13 protein-coding genes and 1 tRNA gene are annotated in these 24,736 nt (G+C 63.9%); 4 read left to right on the forward strand and 10 right to left on the reverse strand.

The features are described 5' to 3' along the window. Positions 1 to 46: 46 nt before the first annotated feature. The 5 genes from DK391_RS13150 to DK391_RS13175 form a co-directional block, all read right to left on the reverse strand. Positions 47 to 1,207, reverse strand: a complete 1,161-nt coding sequence (locus DK391_RS13150) for a hypothetical protein (protein ID WP_109478407.1) — start codon at positions 1,205 to 1,207, stop codon at positions 47 to 49. Between the two features lie 19 nt (positions 1,208 to 1,226). Continuing rightward, a complete protein-coding gene (locus DK391_RS13155; protein ID WP_109478408.1) occupies positions 1,227 to 3,557 on the reverse strand; it encodes a condensation domain-containing protein in 2,331 nt (776 codons plus the stop codon). 3 nt (positions 3,558 to 3,560) lie between these two features. Continuing rightward, on the reverse strand, positions 3,561 to 13,565 hold the full coding sequence (locus DK391_RS13160; RefSeq protein ID WP_109478409.1) for a non-ribosomal peptide synthetase/type I polyketide synthase: 10,005 nt from the start codon (positions 13,563 to 13,565) through the stop codon (positions 3,561 to 3,563). A gap of 521 nt (positions 13,566 to 14,086) precedes the next feature. Further along, positions 14,087 to 14,815 (reverse strand): 4'-phosphopantetheinyl transferase superfamily protein, encoded by a 729-nt coding sequence (locus DK391_RS13170; RefSeq protein ID WP_109478411.1) that lies wholly within the window; start codon positions 14,813 to 14,815, stop codon positions 14,087 to 14,089. Positions 14,816 to 15,090: 275 nt separating this feature from the next. Beyond that, complete coding sequence (locus DK391_RS13175) at positions 15,091 to 15,825, reverse strand: Crp/Fnr family transcriptional regulator (RefSeq protein ID WP_007588058.1); 735 nt, start codon at positions 15,823 to 15,825, stop codon at positions 15,091 to 15,093. Positions 15,826 to 17,473: 1,648 nt separating this feature from the next. On the opposite strand from DK391_RS13175, the gene DK391_RS13180 reads away from it, so the two are divergent. From DK391_RS13180 to lepB, 3 genes are all read left to right on the forward strand, one after another. Beyond that, on the forward strand, positions 17,474 to 18,184 hold the full coding sequence (locus DK391_RS13180) for an FCD domain-containing protein (protein ID WP_109478412.1): 711 nt from the start codon (positions 17,474 to 17,476) through the stop codon (positions 18,182 to 18,184). Positions 18,185 to 18,375: 191 nt separating this feature from the next. Next, a complete protein-coding gene (locus DK391_RS13185) occupies positions 18,376 to 19,380 on the forward strand; it encodes a Gfo/Idh/MocA family oxidoreductase (protein ID WP_109478413.1) in 1,005 nt (334 codons plus the stop codon). Positions 19,381 to 19,547: 167 nt separating this feature from the next. Next, a complete protein-coding gene (lepB, locus tag DK391_RS13190) occupies positions 19,548 to 20,237 on the forward strand; it encodes a signal peptidase I (RefSeq protein ID WP_109478456.1) in 690 nt (229 codons plus the stop codon). A gap of 37 nt (positions 20,238 to 20,274) precedes the next feature. On the opposite strand, the gene DK391_RS13195 is transcribed toward lepB, so the two are convergent. From DK391_RS13195 to DK391_RS13215, 5 genes are all read right to left on the reverse strand, one after another. Continuing rightward, on the reverse strand, positions 20,275 to 21,309 hold the full coding sequence (locus DK391_RS13195; RefSeq protein ID WP_109478414.1) for a quinone-dependent dihydroorotate dehydrogenase: 1,035 nt from the start codon (positions 21,307 to 21,309) through the stop codon (positions 20,275 to 20,277). A 105-nt stretch (positions 21,310 to 21,414) separates the two neighbouring features. Then, complete coding sequence (locus tag DK391_RS13200; protein WP_109478415.1) at positions 21,415 to 22,242, reverse strand: arginyltransferase; 828 nt, start codon at positions 22,240 to 22,242, stop codon at positions 21,415 to 21,417. A 147-nt stretch (positions 22,243 to 22,389) separates the two neighbouring features. Beyond that, a complete protein-coding gene (aat, locus tag DK391_RS13205) occupies positions 22,390 to 23,127 on the reverse strand; it encodes a leucyl/phenylalanyl-tRNA--protein transferase (RefSeq protein ID WP_109478416.1) in 738 nt (245 codons plus the stop codon). A 16-nt stretch (positions 23,128 to 23,143) separates the two neighbouring features. After that, complete coding sequence (locus DK391_RS13210; RefSeq protein WP_109478417.1) at positions 23,144 to 23,689, reverse strand: NUDIX hydrolase; 546 nt, start codon at positions 23,687 to 23,689, stop codon at positions 23,144 to 23,146. A 210-nt stretch (positions 23,690 to 23,899) separates the two neighbouring features. Then, positions 23,900 to 23,976: transfer RNA gene (locus tag DK391_RS13215), tRNA-Met, on the reverse strand. A gap of 262 nt (positions 23,977 to 24,238) precedes the next feature. Here DK391_RS13215 and DK391_RS13220 point away from each other — a divergent pair. Continuing rightward, positions 24,239 to 24,736: a heme-degrading domain-containing protein gene (locus DK391_RS13220; RefSeq protein ID WP_109478418.1), complete on the forward strand. Its 498-nt coding sequence runs from the start codon at positions 24,239 to 24,241 to the stop codon at positions 24,734 to 24,736.

Genomic DNA, 24,736 nt, shown 5'->3' on the forward strand with positions numbered 1-24,736 from the left:
ACATGTTTGTGCGAGGCCGTACGCATGGCGGGGCATAGGCGCGAGCTCAGTTTTTCGCCGCGGCTGCCGGTAGTGGCGGCGCCAGGCGCTCGCTCGCCGTAAAGGACGGTTGCAGAAAGGCGATGACTTCGTCATCGGTGATCGGCTTGAAATGGAATCCGAATGCGGCGTTCAGCTCGTTGACGAAATGCTGCGCCCAAAGGGCGTTCCAGACCACGCCGGCATGACCGTCGGCAAGGACGGCGTGATGCGGATCGTCACCCAGGGTCATGGTGATCGCCCAGCCGGGTGCGAGATGCAAGGTCTTGTCGACGGGACGGCCCTGAGCGTCGCGCGCGCCCCATAACCTGGTCAGCCACGGGCGATCGTCGAGGAAATAGACATGGTGATCCGCGGCCGCCAGCTTGCGCATGCCATTGTCGAAGCGATCGATACCCGCGACGACGTTGGCCAGCTGGCTGGTCACGTGCGGATCGTTGTAGTTGCCCGTCCAGTTGCCGTCGCCCGTTGCCTGTGCGACCACGACATAGGTGTCGGGATGGTGTTTGCGAATCAGGGTGATGGCCTCGCTGACGGCCTGGGTGCAGGCATCGATCAGGGCGAGGGGGCGCCGTGCAGTGGGGTCATGGGCCAGCTCGTCGAGGACGTCCTGATCGCCAAAATCCGCCTCGCCGATGCGGATATACACGATGCCGCCTCGCCAGGCCTCGGGTTCCGTGTCCATCAGTTTGACCAGCCGGATGGCCTGGCGCGCCGGGTGTCCCATCAACTGGTTGCAGGTCGCGCCGTTGACGGAGAAGTTGTAGCGATAGTCGTCTTTCGGCGGCGTGCGGGCGGGGAAGCCAAACGCCTCGTCGGCGTAGGCGCGATACTGGTTGGTGCCCCACGCGCCCCATTCGCCGAGGTCGATCTGGTCGCCCCTTAGCCGGGCGAGCACCTCGGTCCACTGATACGTGGTCGCGCGAAAGGGCCCGCCTCGCAGGCTCGGATCGCGCAGTAGCAGCGTGTCGTGGTAGGACTGGTTGTTCGAATCCCCGAGCACGGCAAGCCTTATCCGCTCAGAGGGCATTGTGGCCCCGGCACCGGCCGCGACGGCGGCGGCCGGGCGGCGGAACAGTTCCGGGCCGCCCAGCCGGATAAAGACCAGGCCGGCTACCGTCAGTGCACCGCAAAACGCGGCCAGTACGACTCGACGCAAACGGGACATAAGCCATTCGCCCGCGAATCTAGGCTTCGGCACGGCTTGGGCGTTCGGCCGGCGCGTCCTGCTCGCCGACGCTGGCCTTGGTCCCGTCAGCCTCGATGTCGGCGAGATGCTCGCGCACCTGCTTGCCGATGACGGCAGCGCCCGCGGCGCGGAACATCTGGTCGTGCATGCCCGGAACCGGGCTGACGACCTGTTTGCCCGTCAGTACACGCTGCCATCCGAGGTCCCAGGCGAACAGACGGCCCTTGAGCACCTGCTCGCTGCGGAAAATCTGCACGTTGCCGTCGTAAGGTGCCGGACGGTAGCGGACCTGCTGCGCCAGCAGATACTCCATGTACCAGCGGTTCTCGGCGACGGTGTGATCTTGCGCCGCATCCTTGATCAGGCCGAGCTTGAGCGCGAGGTCTGCAATGCCGAGCTTGCGCACGATCCGATACTGTTTGAGGAACGAGACCATCGACGACTCGCCTCGCATGGCCTTGCGGAAGTCGCGCGGGATGTTGTCCGCGCGCACCTGCATCTTGCGCAACTCGCGATCGTACCAGGGCATCATCTCGCGATAACCGGGGCACCAGGAATCGTTGAGGATGACGAGTTCGACCGTTTCGCCTTCGCGCCGAAGCTGATGCGCCGCCTCCAGCGACAACGCACCGAGCACGCACAGCCCCATCAGGATATAGGGACCTTTGGGCTGGGCCAGCCTGATCAGCCGCACGGCATCGGCGGCGATATCCTCGAAGGCGCGCGGCGGAAAATCGCGCGGCGGGCCTTCGGGCACCATGGGAATGTCGATCAGCGGCCGGCCGGAGCCGATCTGCTGAGCCAGTCCGAACAGCACGGCCGTGTTGTTGAGCGCGATGACGGGCGTGCCCGGCGCATTCTCGTTGTATCGGACGATATTGCGCGCTATCGCTTCCAGCTCGGCCTGACTCATGAAACCGCTGGCGCCGACACCCGCCACGGCTTTCGGCGCGTCGATCCCGGCACTGGGCGCCTGTGGGCGTTGTGCTGCGCTATCGACGGTTTCCAGCATCTCGCGCCACTTCGCCAGATGCCCGTCGATCGTCTCGATGTCGTAAATGTCCGTGTCGCCTTCGCAGGAGATGCGCCAGCCTTCAGGACGCCGAACCATGAAGAAGTTCAGGTCGTAGAGCGCGCCCGCGTTGTAGGAGGGCGAGGTGGTCGCGGCGAACTCCTGCCGGCGAACCTCGTCGCCCACGCCGACAAAGCTCTGCTGCAGGGCGAAATTGACGGGGCACAGCGGCGGGCGTTCGCCGTCGGCCACTTCGCCTGCCATCTCGATCATCTCTTCGAACGACAGATGCAGATGTTCGATGGCGTCGCTGAGCTTGGCGCCGCACTGTGCGGTCACGTCGGCGAGGCTGCTGTCGGCCGGCACGTCGAGACGAAGAATGACCGTGTTGAGAAGCGGTCCGATCACGCTTTCGAGTTCCTGCTGGTCGCGCACCGACATCTGCGTGCCCATCGTCACCCGGTTCTGACCCGTCGCCGCTTGCAGCGCCATTGCAAGGCCCGCCGCCGCCACGCTGAACAGGGTGACGCCCTGGGCCTTGGCGGCCGCACTCAGGCGGTCGCCGAGCGCACCGGGCAACAGGATCGAGCGAATCACGCCCTGGAAGCGCCGCTCCTGCGGCCGGGGACGATCGCCGGGAACCTCGAAGCGGTGGAAATCCCGCAGTTCCTGGCGCCAGTGTGCGCGCGCGCGGTCGAGCGCACCGCTGGCGAGGAACTCTTCCTTCCACAGCGCGTAGTCGCCGTGATGAAGCTCGACATCGGCGAATCTGGGATCGTGGCCGGCATGCAACGCGGCCAGCCCTTCCACGAGTTCGCACACCAGGCTTGCGAACGACCAGCCATCGATCACAAGCGAATGGAACGTCAGTTGCAATTCACCCTGCGTGAGCGACCTGGGCAGCCACACGGCGCGGAAGAACGACGGGGACGACAGTTCGAACGGCGTGCTGGCCTGCAGCCGGCCGACACGCTCGGCCTCCGCGAGGGCAGCCTTTTCCTCGAAGCCCGTCAGGTCGACCACGTCGAGCTGGAACGGGACGCGGCTCGCGACCTGCTGGCGCAGCCCGGCGCCCGTCATCTGGAAGCCGGTACGCAAGATCTCGTGTCGCGCGACCAGTTCGCACAGCACCTGTTCGATGCTCGCGGCTTTCAGCGGCCCCGACAACTGCAGCCGGAACGCGCTGTTGAGCGCGGAAGCTTTCGGCGACGCCTTCTGCTCATGCCAGAACCGTGTCTGGCAGGCGGTCGCCGGAAACAGCGCGTAGCCGGCTTCGATCTCGTAGTCGGGGGCGAGATTCAGGGTGATCCCGTTCATCGCTCAGACTCCCTCCGCATGCCTGCGTTTGAAGTTGTGGATCGACGGCCTCATGACGGCAGGCGCCTGTTTCACCTCGTTCTCCTGCGTACCGTCGAGGGTCGCCGCCAGTTCGGCAACCGTGACGTTCTTCATGAGTTGACGGGCGTCGACACCCAGTCCGCGCTCGTTCATCCGTGCAACGATGCGGAACAGATGGAGACTGTCTGCGCCGAGGCTGAAGAACTGCTGGTCGATGTCGACATGTTCGAGGCCGAGCACGTCCGCCCAGATGCCGGCGATCGTCGCCTGGGTAGGCGTCATCGCTGCCGGTTCGCTGGCCAGCTCCGCAGGTTCCGTGGCAACGACGATCGGTTCGGCCGCCACGGGCACCGGTTCGCTCGCGGCCGCCACCGGTTCGGCAGGCGCGGGCGCAGGCGGCACCACCTTCAGCGCCACGTGCGGCCGGCGGACAGGCGTTGCGACCATATCGGCCGTCGGCACGGGCAGGGCTTTGCGCTCGAGCTTGCCACTGCTTGTCTGCGGCAGCGCGTCCAGCTTCATCCACAGGGTCGGCACCATATACGTCGGCAGTGTGGCGGCAACATGCGCCGCGACCGCGCCCTGGTCGAGCGTGCCGGAGGCAGCTTCGACGATGTAGCCCACGAGGCGTGCACTGCCGCTCACCGTATGCAGCGCGACGGCGGCTGCGGCCACGCCGGTCGCCTTGCGCAAGGCGGCCTCGATGTCTTCGATCTCGATGCGGAAGCCGCGCAGTTTGATCTGCTGGTCGCGGCGGCCGAGATGTTGCAGCGAGCCGTCGGCAAGCCGCCTTGCGAGATCGCCCGTGCGGTAGAGGCGGCGCGGCGCGCTGCCCTCGATGGCAATCTCCCTGAAGGCGGCCTCGGTGAGGTCGGGACGGTGCAGGTAGCCCTTGGCGAGGCCTTCACCGCCGATCCACAGTTCGCCGCTCACGCCTTCCGGCGCCAGATGGAAATCGTCGGGCAGCACGTGCATATCGGTATTGGCGACGGGCGCGCCGATCAGCACAGGCTGGTTCGCCACCACGCGCGCACCGGACGACCAGATCGTCGTCTCCGTCGGGCCGTAGAGGTTCCACACCTCTTCGCCCGTTGCAAGCAGCTGGTCGGCGAGATCGCGCGGCAGGGCTTCGCCCGTGCAGATGATGCGGAAGTTGGCCGGTGCCTTGAAGCCCGCTTCGAGCAGCATGCGCCACAGCGACGGCGTTGCCTGCAGGATGGTGGCCGCTTCGTCCTTCAGCCGGTCCACCAGTTCGTAGCCCGTGCGCACCTCGGCATGGCCTGCGATGAAGGTCCGCGCGCCGACGATCAGCGGCAGGTACAGCTCGATGCCCGACGTATCGAAGGTGAACGTGGTGACCGCGACGATGCTGTCGCTAGCCGTAAAGCCCGGCTTTTCCGCGATCGACAGCAGCACGTTGGTCAGCGCGCGGTGGGGAATCTCCACGCCCTTGGGCTTGCCCGTCGAACCCGACGTGAAGATCACGTAGGCGGAAGCCGCATCCGACACAGCGGGCAGCGTGACGGCCTGATCGTCGGCCTGGGCGAGGAAAGCCTCCAGTTCCAGCACGCGATGCGTGCCCGGTTCCAGCACGGTGCGGCTGGTCGCATCGCTGAGGATCGCAGCGATGTCGGCGCCCTCGAGAATCACCTGCAGGCGGGCAGCCGGCATCATCATGTCGAGCGGCACGTAGGCACAACCGGCCCGCCATACGCCGATCATGGCGGCCACGGTCAGCGCCGTGCGGTCCATCGCCAGCGCGATCCGTGAACGCGGTGCGATACCTGCCGCCACCAGCTTGCGTGCGATCCGGCTGGCGTGTGCATCGAGTTCGCGATACGTCAGGCGCCGCGCTTCGTCCGATACCGCCGTCGCATCGGGCGTCTTGCGGGCCTGCGCGGCGAGCATCGCGGGAACGGTCTGCGACAGATCGTAGTCGCGCTGCGTGGCATTCAGCTCGTCGCGAAGGTAATGGATCTCGGCTTCGTTCAGCAGCGGCAGGGCCGCGATGGGCGTCTCGGCATCCCGTGCGATGGCCGTCAGCAAGGTTTCGTAGTGACCGAGCCAGCGCTGTGCGGTCGCTTCGTCATAGATGTCGCTGTTGAAGTCGCAATCCAGACGCAGGCCCTGTGCCGATTCGATGATGTTGATGAACAGATCGAAGTTGCTATAGGCCTTTGCGTTCGGCGTGAAGCGCGTGGCGATGCCCGCCATGTCGAGTTGTCCGTCGACCTTCTCCAGGTTGAACTGCAGATCGGTCAGCGGCAGGCGGTTGAAATCACGCTTGATGCCGAGGTCGCGCACCAGTGCGCCATACGTATAGTTCTGACGGTCGCCTGCGTCGTAGACGTGATCGCGTACTGCCTTCATGTGAGCAGCGAAAGGCTTGTCGCGGTCGAACCGGACGCGCATCGGCAGGAAGTTGACGCAATGTCCGGCGAGCAGCGCTTCACCCGCTTGAGACTGGCCGGCCATCGGTGCGCCGAGGACGATGTCGTCACTGCCGGCCAGACGCCCGAACAGCACTTGCGCGGCGCCGAACAGCGCGGCAAACAGCGAGCAGCCCTGTTTCGATGCCGTCGTTTTCACCTGCTTGAGCAGATCGGCGCTCAACTGGCGCGTCGTCGAGGCGCCGCGGAAGCTCTTGATTTCCGGGCGCGGGCGATCGCCGGGCAACATGAGTTGAGGCGCCGGTTCGCGATGCAGGTTCATCCAGAAGTCGCGTGCATTCGCGTCCGCGCCGGCTTCATCCTGCGCCTTGGCAAACGCGAGGAAGCTCTGCACCTCGTCGAGTTCGGCTTGCTTGCCCGTTACTTCGGCCTCGTAGAGCGCTTGCAGATCGCGCAGGATGATGTTGATCGTCCAGCCATCGCAGATGATGTGGTGCGCCGTGAACACGAACGCCCACTTTTGCGCTTCGAGCCGGACCAGCGCGGCGCGTACCAGCGGCGCGCGGGTCAGATCGAACACTTCGTGCGCTTCGGCTTCGACGATCGTCGCGAGTTCGGCGGCGGGATCGGCGTGGCTGGACAGGTCGATGTGCTCGAGCGGCACGGTCGTCGCGGGGTCCACGAACATCGTGTCGCCGACGCGCGAGAAGTGCACGCGCAATGCGTCGTGACGGGCGATCGTCGCTGCGAACGCGCGTTCGAACGCGGCCTCGTTCAGGTTGCCCATGAGTTCGAGCGTGAACGACTCGTTGAATGCCAGCGACGCTTCGTTGCCCAGTTGCGCCGACATCCAGATCTCTTTCTGCGGCTCGGTCAGCGGCGCCTGCGTGAGTTGCACGGGCGCAGGTTGCGGCGCGTTGCCGAGAATGCCGACACGTTGCAGCGCGTCGATACTCGCGATGAACGCATCGCCGATCTTGCGGATGTCTTCGTCCGAATGGCTCGTCGTCAGGAAGCAGGGGAAGCCTTCCATCACGTGCACGCCGAGATAGCGCATGTACGGATAGAACAGGCTGCCGAGCCGGTCTTCGCTCGCGAAGCTGACATAGAACCAGCTCGAGAACGATTCCGCCCGCGCGGCGATGCCGACTTTCTCCAGATACGCATTGATACGCTGCACGAGGCCGTCCATGCGGGCCGCGAGCGTTTCCTGCAGCGACGGGCCGGCTTCCTTCAGATGCAGCAGCACGGCTTTCATCGCGGCCAGCACGACGGGGTGACGCACGAAGGTGCCCGCGAAGAAGGTCGGCGGGACTTCCGGCACGGAGTTGTCGCCGAATTGCCACTGGCCGCCGTCGAGCGCATCCATGTATTGCGTGGTGCCGGCGAGCACGCCGACGGGCAGGCCGCCGCCGACCACCTTGCCGTAGGTCGCCATGTCGCCCTTGATGCCCCAGTAGCCCTGCATGCCGGCCGGGTGCACACGGAAGCCCGTGACGACTTCGTCGAAGATCAGCGCGGATTCATTGGCGGCTGTGATTTCGCGCAACTGCTGCACGAATTCCTTCGGACGCAGATTCGGGTGACGCGACTGCACGGGCTCGAACAGCACACCGGCGATATCGTCGATGTTGGCCTTGATCCATTCCAGGCTTTCCGTGCGCGCGTACGGCAGCACGACCATGTTGCCGACAGACTGGTTCGGGATGCCAGGGGCGAGCGGGAACGCGCGCGGCACGCCGGCTTCGCTACCGGGTTTGACGAGCACTTCGTCGAACTGGCCGTGATAGTCGCCGTCGAAGCAGACGATCTTGTCCTTGCCCGTCACCGTGCGCGCGAGGCGCATGGCAGCCATCACGGCTTCCGAGCCGGTGTTGCAGAACGTCACGCGCTGATGGCCCGTCATGTCGGCGAACATCTGCGCGACTTCACCCGCGAGCGGCGACTGCGGTCCGATCGCGAAACCTTCGGCCATCTGCGCGTTGACGGCGTCCACCACGAAATCGGGCGTGTGGCCGAATGCGGTCTGGCCGTAGCCGTTGACGATATCGATATATTCGTTGCCGTCGATATCCCAGATCTTCGAGCCCTTCGAGCGCTGCGCGACGATCGGATAGACGAGTTCCTTCCATTCTTCACGGAAGCCGCTCGCGGTGCGCGGATCGGCCAGCACCGATCGATAGGATTGCGTACGGGATTTCGATTGAGGCGTTTTGGCCGAGTAGCGCGTGGTCAGATCGACGATGAACGCCTTTTGCGCATCCGTGATTTCGGCCGATTTGCTTGCGCCGGGCTTGTAGGCGGTGAAGCGCGTCGGCCGGTTTTCCTCGAACTTGATTTCCGGACCAGCGGCGCGCACAGGCGCGGCAGCCGGTTGCGGTGCGGCGGCTACGGGCGCTGCCGCGACGATCTGCGCGGGCGCCACGGCGGCCTGCACGGCGGCGGCAGGTTGCGAGATTGCGACGGGCGCGCCTTGCAGCACGTCGAGCTGACGCGCCATCAGGGACTGCATCGCAGCGATCTGGTCGCGGATCACCGACTGGATATCACCTGTCACTGCGCTCGGCGTGAACTGCGCAGCCGCCACAGGCGCTGCTGCCACGACGACGGGCGCAGCAGCCGCGGCAGCAACCGGCGCAGCGACGGCAACGGGTGCGGCCTCGACGACTGCCGGCGCAGCCGGCTGGGCCGGGTCGGGCGGCAAGGTGCTGTCGAGGAACTGCGCGAGCGCGGGCAGCGTCGGATAGTCGCTCATGATCTGCCGGAAGCTGATCGTGACGTCATAGCGACGGCGCAGTTGCCGCGAGACCTGTCCCATGAACAGTGAGTCGTAACCGAGATCCCAGAAGGTGACATCCGGATCGGAGATGTCGGGTGCCTCGCCGGACAACTCGGCAAGAAGCGATGCCAGTTCGGCAATGAGACGCGGTTTGCGATCGATCTGTACGGTTTGGTCCATGGTGGTCTGTGTAGTAGTAGTGATGATGATGGCTTCGGGCATGGCAGGCGCGGCAATGACCGCGGCTTGCGTCGTGAGGTTGCTTGACGAAGCAGATGCGGCGGCAGAGGCAGACGCAGATACCGGCGCGTCGATCCAGTACCGTTCCCGTTCGAACGGATAGGTCGGCAGCGAAATACGGCGAGCGGTTTCGCCCTGAACGACGGTCCAGTTCGGCGTGACGCCGTTCAGCCAAAGCCTCCCGGTCGCCTCGGCGAGTACGGCAAGCTCCTGGTCGCGCATCGCGAAATCGGGCAGGGAGGCCAGCGCGCCCAGATGCCGGTCTCTCGGCAAGCCCTGCATGACAAAGGTCGACAGCGTCCGGCCAGGGCCGATTTCGAGCAGCAGCGGCTTGCTGTCGGCCGTCACCGTGGCGAGTGCATCGCTGAAGCGCACCACGTCACGGCAATGGCTGGCCCAGTAACGTCCGCGCACCGGCTGATCCATCGACGCCCATTGCCCCGTCACCGACGACACATACGGAATCTTCGGGATCGCAAAGGTAAGCGTATCGGCGACCCGCGCAAGATCTTCGACGACGCCGGACATCATGCGCGAGTGGAATGCATGCGAGGTATGCAGCCGCCGATGATCGATGTCGGCTGCCTTCAGTTTCGCCTCGAACGCTTCCATCGCCGCGAAGGGGCCGGCCACCACGCTGAGCGACGGCGCGTTGACGGCAGCAAGATCGATCTCGTCGCCCATCATCGGGCCGAGCTCGGCCTCCGACAGGCGCACGACCAGCATCGCGCCCGGCTCGGCCGACTGCATGAGTGCGCCGCGTTTCGCGATCAGATACAACGCATCTTCGAAGGCGACCGCTTCGGCGACGCAGGCCGCGACCAGTTCGCCGACGCTATGGCCGATCATCGCCGTCGGTTTGATGCCGCGCGACATCCACAGCTGCGCGAGCGCATATTCGACGAGGAACAAGGCCGGCTGCGCGTAGATCGTCGAGCGGATGGGATGCGGCGTGTCGGCGCCTTCCGGTGCCTCGCTAAGCAGCAGCGTGCGGATATCCAGCCCGAGGTGGGGCGCCAGCGTGACGGCACCCTTGTCGATCCACTCGCGAAAGACCGGTTCGCTGCGATAGAGCGCGGCGCCCATGCCCGGATATTGCGAGCCCTGTCCGGGGAACATGAAAACGACAGGGCCGGCCGTCTGCGGAGCCTGAGCTTCGATCGCGCCTTTTTGCAGTTTGGCCTGCGCCTGTTCGAGACTCTCGGCAATCACGACGGCGCGATGCGTGAAGTCACGGCGGCCCGTTTGCAGCGTCGTGGCGACGTCAGCGAGCGAGAGGCCGGGGTTGGCGGCAAGATGTCCGGCAAGATTCGCTCTCGCGCGTTCGAGCGCGGGCGCGCTTCTCGCCGAGAGCGGCAGAATCTGCGGCTTGTCCTGTGCGCCGATTTGTTCCGTGTCTGCAACATCGACACGGCACGGTGCTTCTTCCAGCAGCAGGTGGACATTGGTGCCGCCCACGCCGAACGAACTCACACCTGCGCGGCGCGGCGTCGGGCCATCGGCCCAGGGGCGCTTTGCCGCGTTGAAGAAGAACGGGCTGTTCGTCACGTCGATGCCGGGGTTCGGCGCGCGGAAATGCGTGAGCGGCGGCAGCGTGCGGTCGCGCAGCGCAAGCGCCGCTGCCATAAAGCCCGTGACGCCCGCTGCCGCATCGAGGTGTCCGACATTGGCCTTCGCCGAGCCGAGCGCGCAGAACTGGCCGCCTTCGACGCCACCCAGACGGAATGCCTGCACGAGGCCCGCGAATTCGATGGGGTCGCCGAGCGGCGTCGCCGTGCCGTGCGCTTCGATATAGCCGATGGTGGCGGGATCGATGCCTGCCTCGGCGTGCGCGATGGCAATCGCGCGGGCCTGCGCATCGACGCTCGGTGCCGTGAAGCCGACCTTGTCGGAGCCGTCGTTGTTCATGCCGACGCCGCGCACCACGGCATAGATCGGGGCGCCGTCGGCGATCGCGTCGTCGCGCCGTTTGAGCAGGACCACGCCCGCGCCGCTGCCGAACACCGTGCCTTTGGCATTGGCATCGAACGGACGGCACACGCCGTCGGCGGCGCCCATGCCGCCTTCTTCGTAGAAGTAGCCGCGCTTCTGCGGGAACGTGATCGACACGCCGCCAGCCAGCGCCATGTCGCAGCGTCCCGCGCGAAGATTTTCGACCGCGAGACCGATTGCCGTTAGCGACGTGGAGCAGGCCGTCTGCACGGAAATCGCCGGGCCTGTGAGACCGAGCTTGTACGCCGTGCGGGTGGCGACGAAATCGCCGGCACCGACCAGCTTCTGATACTCGCCGATCTGGAACTGGCTCGTGAATTCGTCGATCACGCCGCGATCGGTCAGTACGTGCTTGAGGAAGTAGGTGTTCATCGACGTGCCGGCGAACACGCCGACCGCACCGGCGATCTTCGCGGGGTCATAGCCGGCATCTTCGAAGGCTTCCCACGCGATTTCGAGGAACAGCCGCTGTTGCGGATCGGTCAGCGCAGCCTCGCGTGCCATCACGCCAAAAAAACCGGCATCGAACCGGTCGACGTCCGCGAGGATCGGGCGTGCCTTCACATAGCGATCTTCGCGGCGCGTGCTGTCGTCGAAACTGTCTTCCAGTTCTGCAACATCGAAATGCGTGATGCAGTCGCGTCCTTCGAGAATGTTGCTCCACAGCTCGCGGACATTGCGCGCGCCCGGAAACCGTCCCGACATACCGACGACGGCGATCGCGCCATCCTGCACATCGCGGCGGCCGCGGACGGAGCCTTGCTGTGCCATGCCGAGCGTGTCACGCAGATGGGCGACGAGCGCCTCGACATTGGGATGGCGGAACAGATCCACCAGCGCGACTTTCGCCGATACGTCGCGGGCGATGATCGCGTGCGCGCGCATCAGATCGAGCGAGCGCAGTCCGAGGTCGAAGAAATTCGCGTGGCGATCGACGGGATTGCCGAGCAGCCCCTCGAACACTGCCGCCAGCCTGGCGGCGATGTCTTCGTCGCCTGTCGCGGATTCGGCGGGTGCCGCGGAAGGCGTATCGAGTCTCGCCAGCAAGGTCTTGCGGTCGATCTTGCCGTTCGGCGTCAGCGGGAAGTCCGCCATCGCGCGCAGTTCCGTCGGCACCATATAGTCGGGCAGGGCAGCCTTCAGATGAGCGCGCAAGCCGTTGAGGAAGGTGGCAGCCGTTGCATCGGCAACGTCGGCCTTCACGAAGCCGGCGATCGCCTTGCCCATGCGGCCTTCGAATGCCGCAACGGCTGCATCGGCGACGCCGGGTGCCGCGCGCAGCGCATGCTCGATCTCGTCGAGTTCGATGCGCTTGCCGGCGATCTTGATCTGCCGGTCATTGCGGCCGAGGAAATCGATCGCGCCGTCGGGGCGGCGGCGAACCAGATCGCCCGTGCGATAGAGCTTCGTGCCGGGCGAGAAGACATCGTCGATGAATTTCTCGGCGCTCAGTTCGGGCCGGTTGAGATAGCCCAGCGCGACGCCGTCGCCGCCCGTGACGAGTTCGCCGACTTCGCCATCGGCAACGGGCACGAGCTTGTCGTCGACGATATGCACGCGCGTGCCGGCGATCGCGTCGCCAATCGGAATGGCATCGCCGCTGGCCAGCGCCGCGCTGTCGCGCGGGATGCGGTAGCAGCAGGTGAAGGTGGTGTTCTCGGTCGGGCCGTAACCGTTGATGATCTGCAGCGCGGGATGCGCCGCCATCACCTTGCGGATATGCACGGGCGACAGCACGTCACCGCCCGTCAGCACTTCCTTCATCGGCGAGAAGGCTTCGAGCCGATAATCGGCGAGCGCGTTGAAGAGACCCGCCGTGAGCCACGCGCTCGTCACGCTGAATTGCGCGATGCCTGCGGCGATTGCATCGAGCGAAGGTTGAACCTCGCTGATGATGGCCGCGCTGCCGCCGTTCAGCAGCGGGCCCCAGATTTCGAGCGTGCTGGCGTCGAAGGCGAGCGGCGCGAGGTTGAGAAAGCGGGTCTGCGGCGACAGGCCGGTGAAGGTCTGACCGTGCACCAGACGCAGAATCGCGCGATGCGGGACGATCACGCCCTTGGGTTTGCCCGTCGAGCCGGACGTATACATGATGTAGGCCGCGTCGTCGCGGCTCACGGGCTGCAGGGGCGCACGATCGGCCGTTGCCGACGCGCTCACGATTGCGGCCAGATCCATCCAGGTGCCGTTCAGGTCGCCCACGCTGGCGAGCGCGGCGCTGTCGGCGATCATCAGCTTCGGCGCGCAGTCGGACACGATGAAATCGAGTTGCGTGCGCGGATAAGCCGGGTCGAGCGGCACATAGACAGCGCCCACGCGCAGAATCGCCAGCATCAGCGCCAGCGTGTCCCGGCTGCGCGGCACCATGATCGCGCAGCGCTCGCCAGGTTCGAGTCCCAGATTGCGCAGGACGCTTGCCATCCGGGCCGAACGTTCGCCGAGGGCGGCGTAGTCTTCTTCACCCGTGGCGTCGATCACAGCAAGATGATGGGCAAACTCCGCACATACGGTGTCGAAGCGCGCGGCCACGCCGGGCACATGGTCGGTCCCGCCCGGCACGTTGCCTGGAAATTCATCTCTGTGTGACATGTGCCGCTCTCCAGTGATTTGAAAGGCCGTGTGCTGGGCCACGTCTCTTGATGCGCGCACGGAAAACGCACATAGGGTGGCCGGCTACAGCAGGCAAAAGCAGGTCGGGGCGATGCGCGCCCGCCCCATGCCTTACGTACGAAAATTGCGGTTAGTGAAAGTTAAACTTCTGCGGGGTGCCTATCCGTACGCCGTCGCACACACTAACGACGCAACAACACATCGATTTCGCAAGTGTTCGGACTCCCACAGTGCCGGGCGCGCAATCGTTTGAATCCGGCGATGCGCGCGCGTTTGTTTCGGCGACGAAACAGGGGCAGTCGAGCGTCGTTCCGGACGCAACCGCCGTGAATCGATGGCCGGTTTTCACGTTTAGCGTTGGATTCCTAATTGATACGTCGGCATTGTTGACGTCTGCGCAAAGCGTCGCGACGTTCCTGTCGGTTTTTAGCGGCATGCATGGCGTGCGCGCGCTGTCGGGCGATTCGATGCCGTGACGCGGGGCGTCGACGTCGCTGGACTCATCCGGGATGAAGACACAACGCTCCCATCTCGACGATCGACAAGTCCGTGCGCCGCGCCGCGACCGCGCCCGCGCAACCCGCAACGGAAGACAGCGTGCGAACGCGCCAATGCGCTGCTTCCTGCACGTCGCCGCCGACCACGCGCGGCGTCGTATCTCCGTGCACGGACACGTCGAATTCGAAATGCGTGGGCGGCAGAATGAAGCCTGTGCCGAGCGCTTTCAGGCACGCCTCTTTGCGCGCCCAGCTTTCGAAGAAGACGGTCTGTTGTTCGGCCTGGGGCGTGGCCGCGTAGTCGGCCCGTTCCTGCGACGAGAAAACGTCGAGCGGCAGCGTGTCTTCAATGACCCGGATTCGCTCGATGTCGATGCCGATCTCGATACCGTTCGCTATCGCGAGGGCGGCCGTATTCTCGCTGTGACTGAGATTGAAGCAGAGCATCCAGTCACGAGGCTGGCTGGTGCAATACGGCTTGCCATCCGGGCCATAACCGATCGCGACATCCGACGGCGATACGTCAAGGTAGTGGCCCAGCAGCCGTCGTAGTTCGCCGCGTCCCGCGATAAAGCGGCGCCGATGCAGATCGAAGCGGAACTTGCCGGCGCGTTCGCGTTCCTGGGCGCCGAGTGTGTTCCAGTAGCCTTCGATATCGTCATCGCAGGCTTCGAGATCCCACTGCCATACGTGGACTTGCGGCGCAGAAGGCGGAGTCAGGAAAGAAGACATGGCAACGACCACGCAACGCGAAATGAATCAGATTTGCAACCTGACTTCGCGATGATGTTGCGGACGCAACGTGTATCAGGCGACAACGCAACCATCGACAACTCGCCTGAATGAATCGATGACAGCAGTTGCGCAGGTGCACGATAGCGTGCGAGCGGCATGTGACGGCCGTTCTCCCACGCTATCTTTTCAAGACACGCTTCGAAGCTGCGACGTGCGAACCGGCGTGCTGCGTGCGGCCGGTGAGGCCGCCGACATCATGCCCGGCGCGCACCTTAGCTCACCGTCTCGGCTTCGCGCAGACGCGGCAGCAGGCGGTCGAATTCACGCTTCACAAGACCGTAGCATTCGCATGCGCGCGCTTCGAGGCCCTTGCGGTCGAGCACGCGGATATGGCCGCGGCTGTGGTGAATCAGACCGTCGTTGTGCAGCTTGCCGGCCGCTTCCGTGATGCCTTCGCGGCGCACGCCGAGCATGTCGGCGATCAGCTGTTGCGTGACGGACAGATCATCCGATGCGACGCGATCGACTTCGATCAGCAGCCAGCGGCACAGTTGCTTGTTCAGCGAATGGTGACGGTTGCAGGCTGCCGTTTGTGCGACCTGCGTGAGCAGCGCGTGCATGTAGAGCAGCATCAGGCGGCGCAGGAAGTCGGAGCGCGCGAACTGCTGGCGCAGCGCCTGTGCCGTCATCCGGTAGGCAAAGCCCGAGCACTGCACCTGCACGCGGTTCGGCATGGTTTCGCCGCCCGTGAGCACGGGTACGCCCGTCATGCCTTCGCGTCCGACAGCGGCGATCTCGACAGAGCCGCCGTCTTCCATCGTCGAGAGCATCGAGATGATGGCCGTCGTGGGAAAGTACACGTGATGAATGCGTTGCCCCGAATCGCACAGCAACTGCTCCGTGCGCAGATGGACGAGTTCGAGATGGGGAGCAATGGCTTGCCACTCGTGAGAAGGCAATGCGCCGAGCAAATGATTGCCGTGCAGGTCGGATTGAAGCGTCAGCATGATCGGTCCTCGCATGAAGTCGTGCGCTGCACGACCCCCTTGTCTTTTTAACCCGGTGCTGTTCGCTCTCAATGCCTGCCGCCTGGCTCGCGGCGAGATTCGTACAGACCGGCCCCGTCAACCCGCCGTCGATGCGATTGTTTTGACTGTCTGCATCGAGGCTGGCTTTCACCACGCCGAGCATTTAGCGAGGACTGTGCCAATCGACGGGAAAATGAGTACTGGTGCGGCGCAGCGTGGTGTTGCCCACCATTGATGCGGATCAAAATGTGTCGATTTGTTTCAAATCTGCACAACGCGGTTTGGCGGCGGATTCGAGAAATTGTCTTAACTTATACGTGCTAACTCGCTGATTTATCGGGATTTGAAAATAATCGCCTGCATGCGGTCGATGCGTTTTCAGAGTTGAAACATGGGCGAAACGCCCACCTAAGAGCGATTCCGGACGTAACCGGATTTGATTCAGATGTGTTCTATCGTTTTCGTGCGTTCCCGCACCGAAAGCCGATTTTTAGACGGCATGCCGCGCGGCGAAATCTGATTGTGTCGTACGAATAGCAACAATCATCAGAGGAGTGTTGGCGCGCGCCCGCTATTTGTCAGTTGGATACGCAGTTGCCGTCCAGTGGGCCTCGCAAACGTTTTTCATCGATACCGTCGAGGCGATGACGATCGCGCGGCTTGTCCCATCGGATCATCAGCGCTGCCTGGTATGAGGCGTGTCGCACGTAACGGGCGCGATGCTGCATAGCCGCGTCGAATCAGATCGGGTGAAATGGTTCGACAAGGGGCGCACTGCGCGCGCGATCCGGAGAGCGGGCGATTGCGACGCGATCGGGCCGTGTCCGGTTTGTCTCATGGATGAGATAACGGATGACAGGCGGGATGAAAGGCGCAATGAAATACCCAATGAAAAATGGAGCGGCACATAGGACCATTTGCATACCGGGCCAGGTCGACAACTGCCGCGCCTGGTCGTGTCGTGCGCGCAGCCACGGCATCATCGATGCCAAAGCGCCTCGAAAGTGTGTGTGCACGTACAGAGCGACACATACAAGATCGGTTTCAATGGCGCTCAAGCATGCGATCCATGTGAACAATCTCCGGGGCGAGGTCGCGCTATATCACGTGCAGGCAGGTAGGCCAGTGGACATGCGCAAGTCTGATGACGTGAGGTCTGTCGGTACACGTGACGATTGAAAGCAGTCGATGACGATCCGTTGTCATGAGACGACCGAATACTGGAGAGGAAGTATGTTGCATGACCAGTTGGTGGCCGGTATCGATCGATAGGGTAGAAGCGGTGAGAGACGATTCGCTTTATCGATTTGCATGCGGCCTGCTAATTGATTCGATTGGTAAAAAACGTAACGACTGTAACCGCAATCGCTTGACGGACCTATGTGTGCAGTACTTTCGATGCAATTTTTCCCCATTGCGCAGACCTGTTGCGATGTGCGTCAGACTTCGCTTCACGACGCGTTGCACGAAAGTAACAATTGGTCGGAGGGAATACCCTCTCGGGTGGTTTCCCAACTGGCGCATCCAGATAAAGCGAAGCAACGTATTGTTCACTAATAAAAAATGACACGAGGGCACGTGATCAACACTTATCGCAGGCGAAAACGCCGCATCGGGGAGAAGGATGATGGAACAAACCAATAAAGAACGTTCCTTGGTCAGCAAGGTCATGGATGGACTCGTGACCGGGATCGTCGAAGAAAAGTACGGTGCGGTCTTACCGCCGCAAGACGTATTGTCGAAGGAATTCGACGTCAGCCGCACGGTGATGCGCGAGGCGCTGTCGATGCTGCTCGCGCGGCACATGCTCGACGTGCGGCCGAAGATCGGCACACGCATCAGGCCGATGCACGACTGGCGCATGATCGACGAGGACGTCGTGAACTGGCGTTTCCGCGCGACGCCCGACCCCACGTTCCTGCGTGACGTGATCGAGTTCCGCGTGCTGATCGAACCGCGTGCGGCTGCACAGGCCGCGACGCGTGGCAATGCTTCGGACATCGCTGCGATCCGCGATGCGTTCGAGGCTTTCCGCAACAGTCCGCCGGGAGAACCTGGCCATCAGACTGCGGATGAGGCGCTGCCTACGCGTATCGTGATTGCAAGCGGCAACCAGTTCTTCCAGCAGATGGCCGCCATCATTCGCGGTGCGTTGTCGGCATTGAAGCCGCTCGTCGATCTGCCGCCCGCCGCATGGGAAGAGACGGTGCGCCTGCATTCGCGCGTGGTCGATGCGATCGAACGGCACGATGCGAAGGAAGCGGAAACGGCCGCGATTGCGCTGATCGATTTCTCGATGAGCCGCATGAGCGCGGCGGTGCCGGACGAGTCGGCATGACTGTTGGCTGAACGCTGTTGGCTGACAGTCAGGCTGCATCGGATTGAAGTCGGCAACAGGCTGGACAGAAGCACGCTGCACACGGCAGTAAAAGCAGTACGGACCGCATGAAGGCAGTCTGGCGAGGCGATACGCGACATTTGCGACAATGTCGGCTGTCTCTCTCTGGATGAACCCACTTCTTGCGACGGATGAATCACGCAACAACCCACACCCCATCCGGGCAACCGGCGACGATACGCTGGGGCATCGTTGGCACAGGCCGCATCGCCCATCGTTTCGCGCAGAGCCTCGCGCATGTACCCCATTCGCGGCTGACAGCAGTCTGGTCGCGCCGCCGCGCTCCCGCTGAAACGTTTGCGCAGCAACACGGCGGACAAGCCCTCGATTCCTTCGAAGCCCTTCTCCAGAGCGGTATCGACGCGCTCTATATCGCGACGATGCAGGACAGTCACGCGCATTACGCCTGCGCCGCGCTCGAAGCCGGTATTCATGTGCTGTGCGAAAAGCCTGCCACGGTGAATACGGCGCAACTCGACCGTGTGATCGACAGCGCGCGCGCGTCGCAGCGGCTCTTCATGGACGCGATGAAGCCGCCGTTCTATCCGCTTTACCAGCAGCTGCGCGCGCATCTCGCCGCCGATCCCATCGGCGAGATCGGCCTCGTGCGTGCGGGCTGTTCGGTGCCCGGCGTGCCCGACGATCATCCGTCGCTGTCGTTCGAGCAGGCGGGCGGCGCGCTGCTCGATATCGGCATCTACGAGCTGTTTCTGGCCGTCGACTGGCTCGGCGCACCGCTTGACGTGCAGACGCTGGGGCGGCTCGGGAGCACGGGCGTCGATACCTTCGCGAGTCTCAACAGCCGCCACGAGAAGGGCATTTCGCAGCTCTTTTGCGGACTCGATCTGTTCGGCAAGGGCGATGCGTTTATTGCGGGAACGCAAGGTCACGTCACGATTCACGAGAACTGGTGGAACCCGACGCGCGCGACCGTGCGTTACACCGGCGGACGCGTGGTCGAACTCGACGCGCCGTTCGAAGGCGGCGGCCTGAACTACGAGACCGTGCATTTCTGCGATCTGATCCGCAGCGGCGCGCTCGAAAGTCCCGTCATGACGCACGCGAAGTCGCGCCAGATGATCGGGATGGCCGATGCAGCGCGCGCGGCGCTCGGCCTGCGTTTTCCGTGCGAATGAAACAGCAGGGTGAGGGCGTGCAGTGATAGGATCGTCGCGGACGGATGCGGGTCGAGGCACGCGGAGGCACGTAGTGGCACATTGAAGCGGGCCGCAGCGGCCGCTGAAAACCCGCCCGGCCGTGATCGTTCTGTTATGTTTTCAAGCCGTTTGCAAGGAGCGCGATGATGCGCATGCTGGCCAGGTTGTGGCGCGAGTACAAGAGTCTCGTCGCGTTTATCGTTCTGATGGTGCTGTTTCGCAGCGCGATTGCCGACTGGAACGTCGTGCCGAGCGGCTCGATGCTGCCGACTATCCGCGAGGGCGACCGCATCCTCGTCGACAAGATGGCCTACGATCTGCGCATTCCCCTTACGCACATCGCGATTGCGCACCTGCACGATCCGCAGCGTGGGGACATCGTGACGATCGATTCGTCGGCTGCGCATGAACTGATCGTCAAGCGTCTGATCGGTCTGCCCGGCGATATCGTCGCGATGCGCGACAACGTGCTGTATGTGAACAATGTGCGCGCGAGCTATCAGCCGCTCGTACGTGCGCCGCTGCCGGGCGACATCGTGTCACCCGGCGATTACCTGACCGAGCGTTTCGAGGGCGTCGCGCATGTGGTGCGGCTGTCGGAAGTCGCGCCGAGTCCGCGCCGCTCGTTCGGGCCGGTGACGGTGCCGGCGGGCGAGTATCTGATGCTCGGCGACAATCGCGATGACAGCGCGGATTCGCGCTATTTCGGCTTCTTTCCGCGTGAAGAGTTGATGGGCCGCACCCGCCGCGTGGCGTTTTCGCTCGACCCGGATCACTACTACGAGCCGCGTTTCGACCGGTTCGGTGCGCGGCTCGATGCGGTCGCAGCGCGCTGATGCATAGCTGCGCGCGCCGCTGACGCTTCAGTGAAGATCAGGCAGCGCGCCCGGCGAGCGCCTGCGCGCACTCGGCGACCAGCGCCGGGCCGCGATAGATGAAGCCCGTGTAAAGCTGCACCAGCGACGCGCCGGCTTCGAGCTTGGCCTTCGCGTCCGCGCCCGAGAAAATCCCACCCACGCCGATGATGGGCACCTCGCTGCCCACTTCCGCGCGCAGCTTGCGAATCACTTCATTCGATGCGTCGAACACCGGGCGTCCCGACAGGCCGCCCGCTTCGTCGGCGTGCGGCAGACCTTGCACGGCCGTGCGCGACAGCGTGGTGTTGGTCGCGATCACGCCTTCGAACTTGTGGCGCAGCAGGGTATCGGCGATCGATTTGATCTGCTCATCGTCGAGATCGGGCGCGATCTTCAGTGCGAGCGGCACGAGCTTGCCGTGCAGATCGGCGAGACGTTGCTGCTTGTCCTTCAGTGCAGCGAGCAGCGCGTCGAGTTCGCCCGCGCCTTGCAACTGACGCAGGTTCTTCGTATTCGGCGACGAGATATTGACCGTCACGTAGCTCGCGAACGGATAGACACGTTCGAGGCAGAAGAGATAATCGTCGGCGGCGCGTTCGATGGGCGTGTCGGCGTTCTTGCCGATGTTCAGCCCGAGCGTGCCGCGATAGCGCGCGGCCTGGACGTTCTTCACGAACTGCTCGACGCCCATGTTGTTGAAGCCCATCCGGTTGATCACAGCATTCGCCTGCGGCAGGCGGAACATGCGCGGACGCGGATTGCCCGGCTGGGCGCGCGGCGTCACCGTACCGACTTCGATGAAGCCGAAACCGAGTGCGGCCAGTCCGTCGATGCACGCGCCATCCTTGTCGAGACCCGCGGCGAGGCCGACCGGGTTTCGGAACTTCAGGCCCATCACGGTGCGCGGCGAATCGGGCACGTGCGGCGCGAGCGCGCCCGCGATACCGGTGCGTCCGGCCGCGCCGAGCAGGCGCAGGGTGAGGTGGTGAGCGTCTTCCGCGTCCATGCGGAAGAGTTGGGCGCGTACGAGCGGATAGAGGGAACTGAACACGGCGGGGCGCCTGGCGGCTGAAAAATGGGAACCCGCTATTTTAACGGGTCGGCGCGGCGGCCATCGACGTTTCCGTTTTCAACTGCCGTCGCGCCGCCTTTCTGCTCAGCCGCGCCCGCGTATGCCGGCTTTCGCGGCTTCGACAGGGGAGAGTTCCAGCGCAGTGGGATCGAGCACTTTCCAGTTGCCGTCGAACAGGCCTTCGAGCGGCGTGAAGTTGGCCTTGTAGGCCATCTTCGGGCTTTCGCGGATCCAGTAGCCGAGATACACGTGCGGCAGCTTCAGGCTGCGCGCCTGCTCGATCTGCCAGAGGATGTTGTAGGTGCCGAAACTGGTGTGCGGCAGGTCGGGATCGAAGAACGTATACACCGACGACAACCCGTCGCCGAGGATGTCGATCATGCTGACCATGCGCAGCGTGCCGGGCATGTCGGGGTGGCCCGCATAGCCGGGATTGGCCGGTTCGCGGAACTCGACGAGCCGCGAGTTGATCCGGCTTTGTAGCAGAAACTGTTCGTACTGGTCGCGGCTGTCGCGATCCATGCCGCCGCCTGCGTGCCGCGCCGACTGATAACGCATATAGAGCGCGTAATGCTCCTCGTCGTAATGCAGCGGCGCGACGGTGGCGATCAGGTTGCCGTGACGTTTCCAGACGCGCCGCTGCGTGCGGTTCGGCGAGAAGCGCTCGACAGGCACGCGCACGGGCACGCACGCGCGGCAGCCGTCGCAATATGGGCGATACGTGAACACGCCGGAGCGGCGAAAGCCGGCCCGCACGAGTTCGGTATAGACGTCGGAGTTGATCAGATGGCTGGGCGTCGCAACCTGCGAGCGCGCGACGCGCCCTTCCAGATAACTGCAAGGGTAAGGCGCTGTTGCATAGAATTGCAGCGCCGAAAGCGGTGAAAGCGGCAGCTCATTGGGGTGAGTCACGTTGGCAGCTCTCGAAGCGTTTCTGGTTTTGCCAATCGGGCGCGCTGCTGGCTGTGTTCACCGTTAGCTTGCAGCCTTGCCCGAAGGACACGTGCATCACGACTTGCGTCGTTCGCGCGGCGGCGTCGGCCCTCGACCGCTCGCGCTTCACGCCGCCGGCGCCAAAAGATCGCGCAGGACGGTTTTGTCGAACGGCCAGGGGATCGGCGCTGCATCGACATTCGCGCGCACATGCGCAACGAAAGCCTTGCGCGCAATCTCGCGGCCGCCCAGCGACGCCAGATGCGACGTGTTCTGCTGGCAGTCTATCATTTCTATTTCGTGACGTCGCAAGTGAAAGACGAGCGCGGAGAGCGCGATTTTCGATGCATCCGTCACTTCCGCGAACATCGATTCGCCGAAGAACATCTTGCCGAACGACACACCATACAATCCGCCGACACGCTTGCCTTCGTGCCATGTTTCGATGCTGTGCGCTTGGCCGCGCCGATGCAATGCCGTGTAGGCGTCGATCACGTCGGCGGTGATCCACGTTCCGCGCTGGCCGTGGCGCGGCGCGAGCGCGCAGGCGCGCATCACGGCGGGGAAGTCGGCGTCGACGCGGATTTCCCAGGCATCGTCGCGCAATACGCGCTTGAGCGTCTTTTTCAGCGACGGCGAAATCTTGAACTCATCCGGACGCAGGATCATGCGCGGATCGGGTGTCCACCACAGCACGGGCTGTCCGTCCGAATACCACGGAAAAATGCCGCGCCGATACGCGTCGATCAGACGCGACGGCAGCAGATCGGCGCTTGCCGCGAGCAAGCCAGGCGCGCCGCTGGTGGCAGACAGCGCGCGCTCGACAGGCGGAAAGGGATCGTCGGGGCCGAGCCAGGGGACCATGCGACAGCTGGTGTGATCAGCCGTCGCGCAGCGAGCGGAAGATGTCGCCCGTGTGCAGACCGTAGTTGCCCGACGCGCGGTCGGTGAAGAAGAAGCGCAAGGTCTGCGCGACGGTCGGGAACGCGATGTCGCTCCACGGGATTTCATGCTCTTCGAACAGGCGCACTTCGAGACTCTCTTCGCCTGCTTCGACGTCGAGATCGAGCAGCCGTGCAAGATAGAACAGATGCACCTGATGCACATGCGGCACATTCAGTAGCGTGTACAGGTTTTGTACCTCGACGCGTGCGCCGGCTTCTTCGAGCGTCTCGCGCGCGGCGGCTTCTGAAGTCGTCTCGCCCATTTCCATGAAGCCTGCGGGCAGGGTCCAGTAACCGTAGCGCGGTTCGATCGCGCGGCGGCACAGCAGCACCTTGTTGTCCCAGACGGGCACGGTGCCGACCACGTTGCGCGGATTCTGATAGTGCACGGTGCCGCAGCTCGCGCACACGAAGCGCTCGCGGTTGTCGCCGGGCGGAATGCTCAGGCTCACGGCGTGGCCGCAGACGGAACAGAATTTCATAGAGAGGGGATGGGCAATGGTGATGGGAGTGTATCACCGGGCCGGGGCTTGACGATGTCGCTCGCGTGCGTGGCGCTGCCGTGTGCGCTTGATGGCAGGCCGCATTGAAGTCTGACGCGAATGGCGCGCAGAAAACAAAAAACCCGCCATTGGCGGGTTTGATGATACGACGGCTCTTGATATTACCTGGAGCATATGACCAGTAAGTACTGGTTGCGGGGGTAGGATTTGAACCTACGACCTTCGGGTTATGAGCCCGACGAGCTGCCAGACTGCTCCACCCCGCGTCCGTCGAAGAAAAGATTATAGGACAACCGCAGGCTCGATGCAATCAGTTTTTAAGAATCGACATGAAAGTGGTCAAAGCGACGGTGATCTGACTCGCCGCGACACGCGCATCGAATGCATGACGAAGGCGTGCCGTTCCTGTGAGAGCATGGTCTCGTCGCGCACGGCGCGTGCGCTAGAATCGCCGTTCTTCTGTGCCGCGCGAAGCTCGCAAGCGCTTCATCGCGCGGCGCGTATTCATCAACGCTCTCTCGACACGCCATGGACATCGCTCACGATTTGCAGTCGATCGCTGCGCAGGAACACACGCTTGTCTTCCCTCATTTCGACGCCGATACCGCGTGGCAACTCGGCGCGTATCTGCGTGAGGTCGCGACCGCGCGCGGCCTCTCGATCGCCATCGATATCCGTACCTTCGGTCAGCCGATGTTCTTTTCGATGGTAGGCGGCGCGACGCCCGACAACGTCAACTGGGCGCGCCGCAAGGGCAACACCGTCGCGCATTTCCGCTGCAGCTCATACGCGATCGGCCTGAAGCTGCAACAGTCGAACGGCACGCTCACGGACAAGCACGCGCTCGACAGCGCCGACTATGCGTCGCATGGCGGCGCGTTTCCGCTAAGCGTGAAGGGCGCCGGCGTGATCGGCTCGGTGACGGTATCGGGTCTGCCGCAGCGCTCGGATCATGAACTGGTGGTCGAAGCGCTGTGCGCGCAACTCGGCCATGACTACGGCAAGCTCGCGCTTGCGAAGGCCTGA

This window comes from Paraburkholderia sp. C35, from assembly GCF_003121405.1.
Classification (GTDB): Bacteria; Pseudomonadota; Gammaproteobacteria; order Burkholderiales; family Burkholderiaceae; genus Paraburkholderia.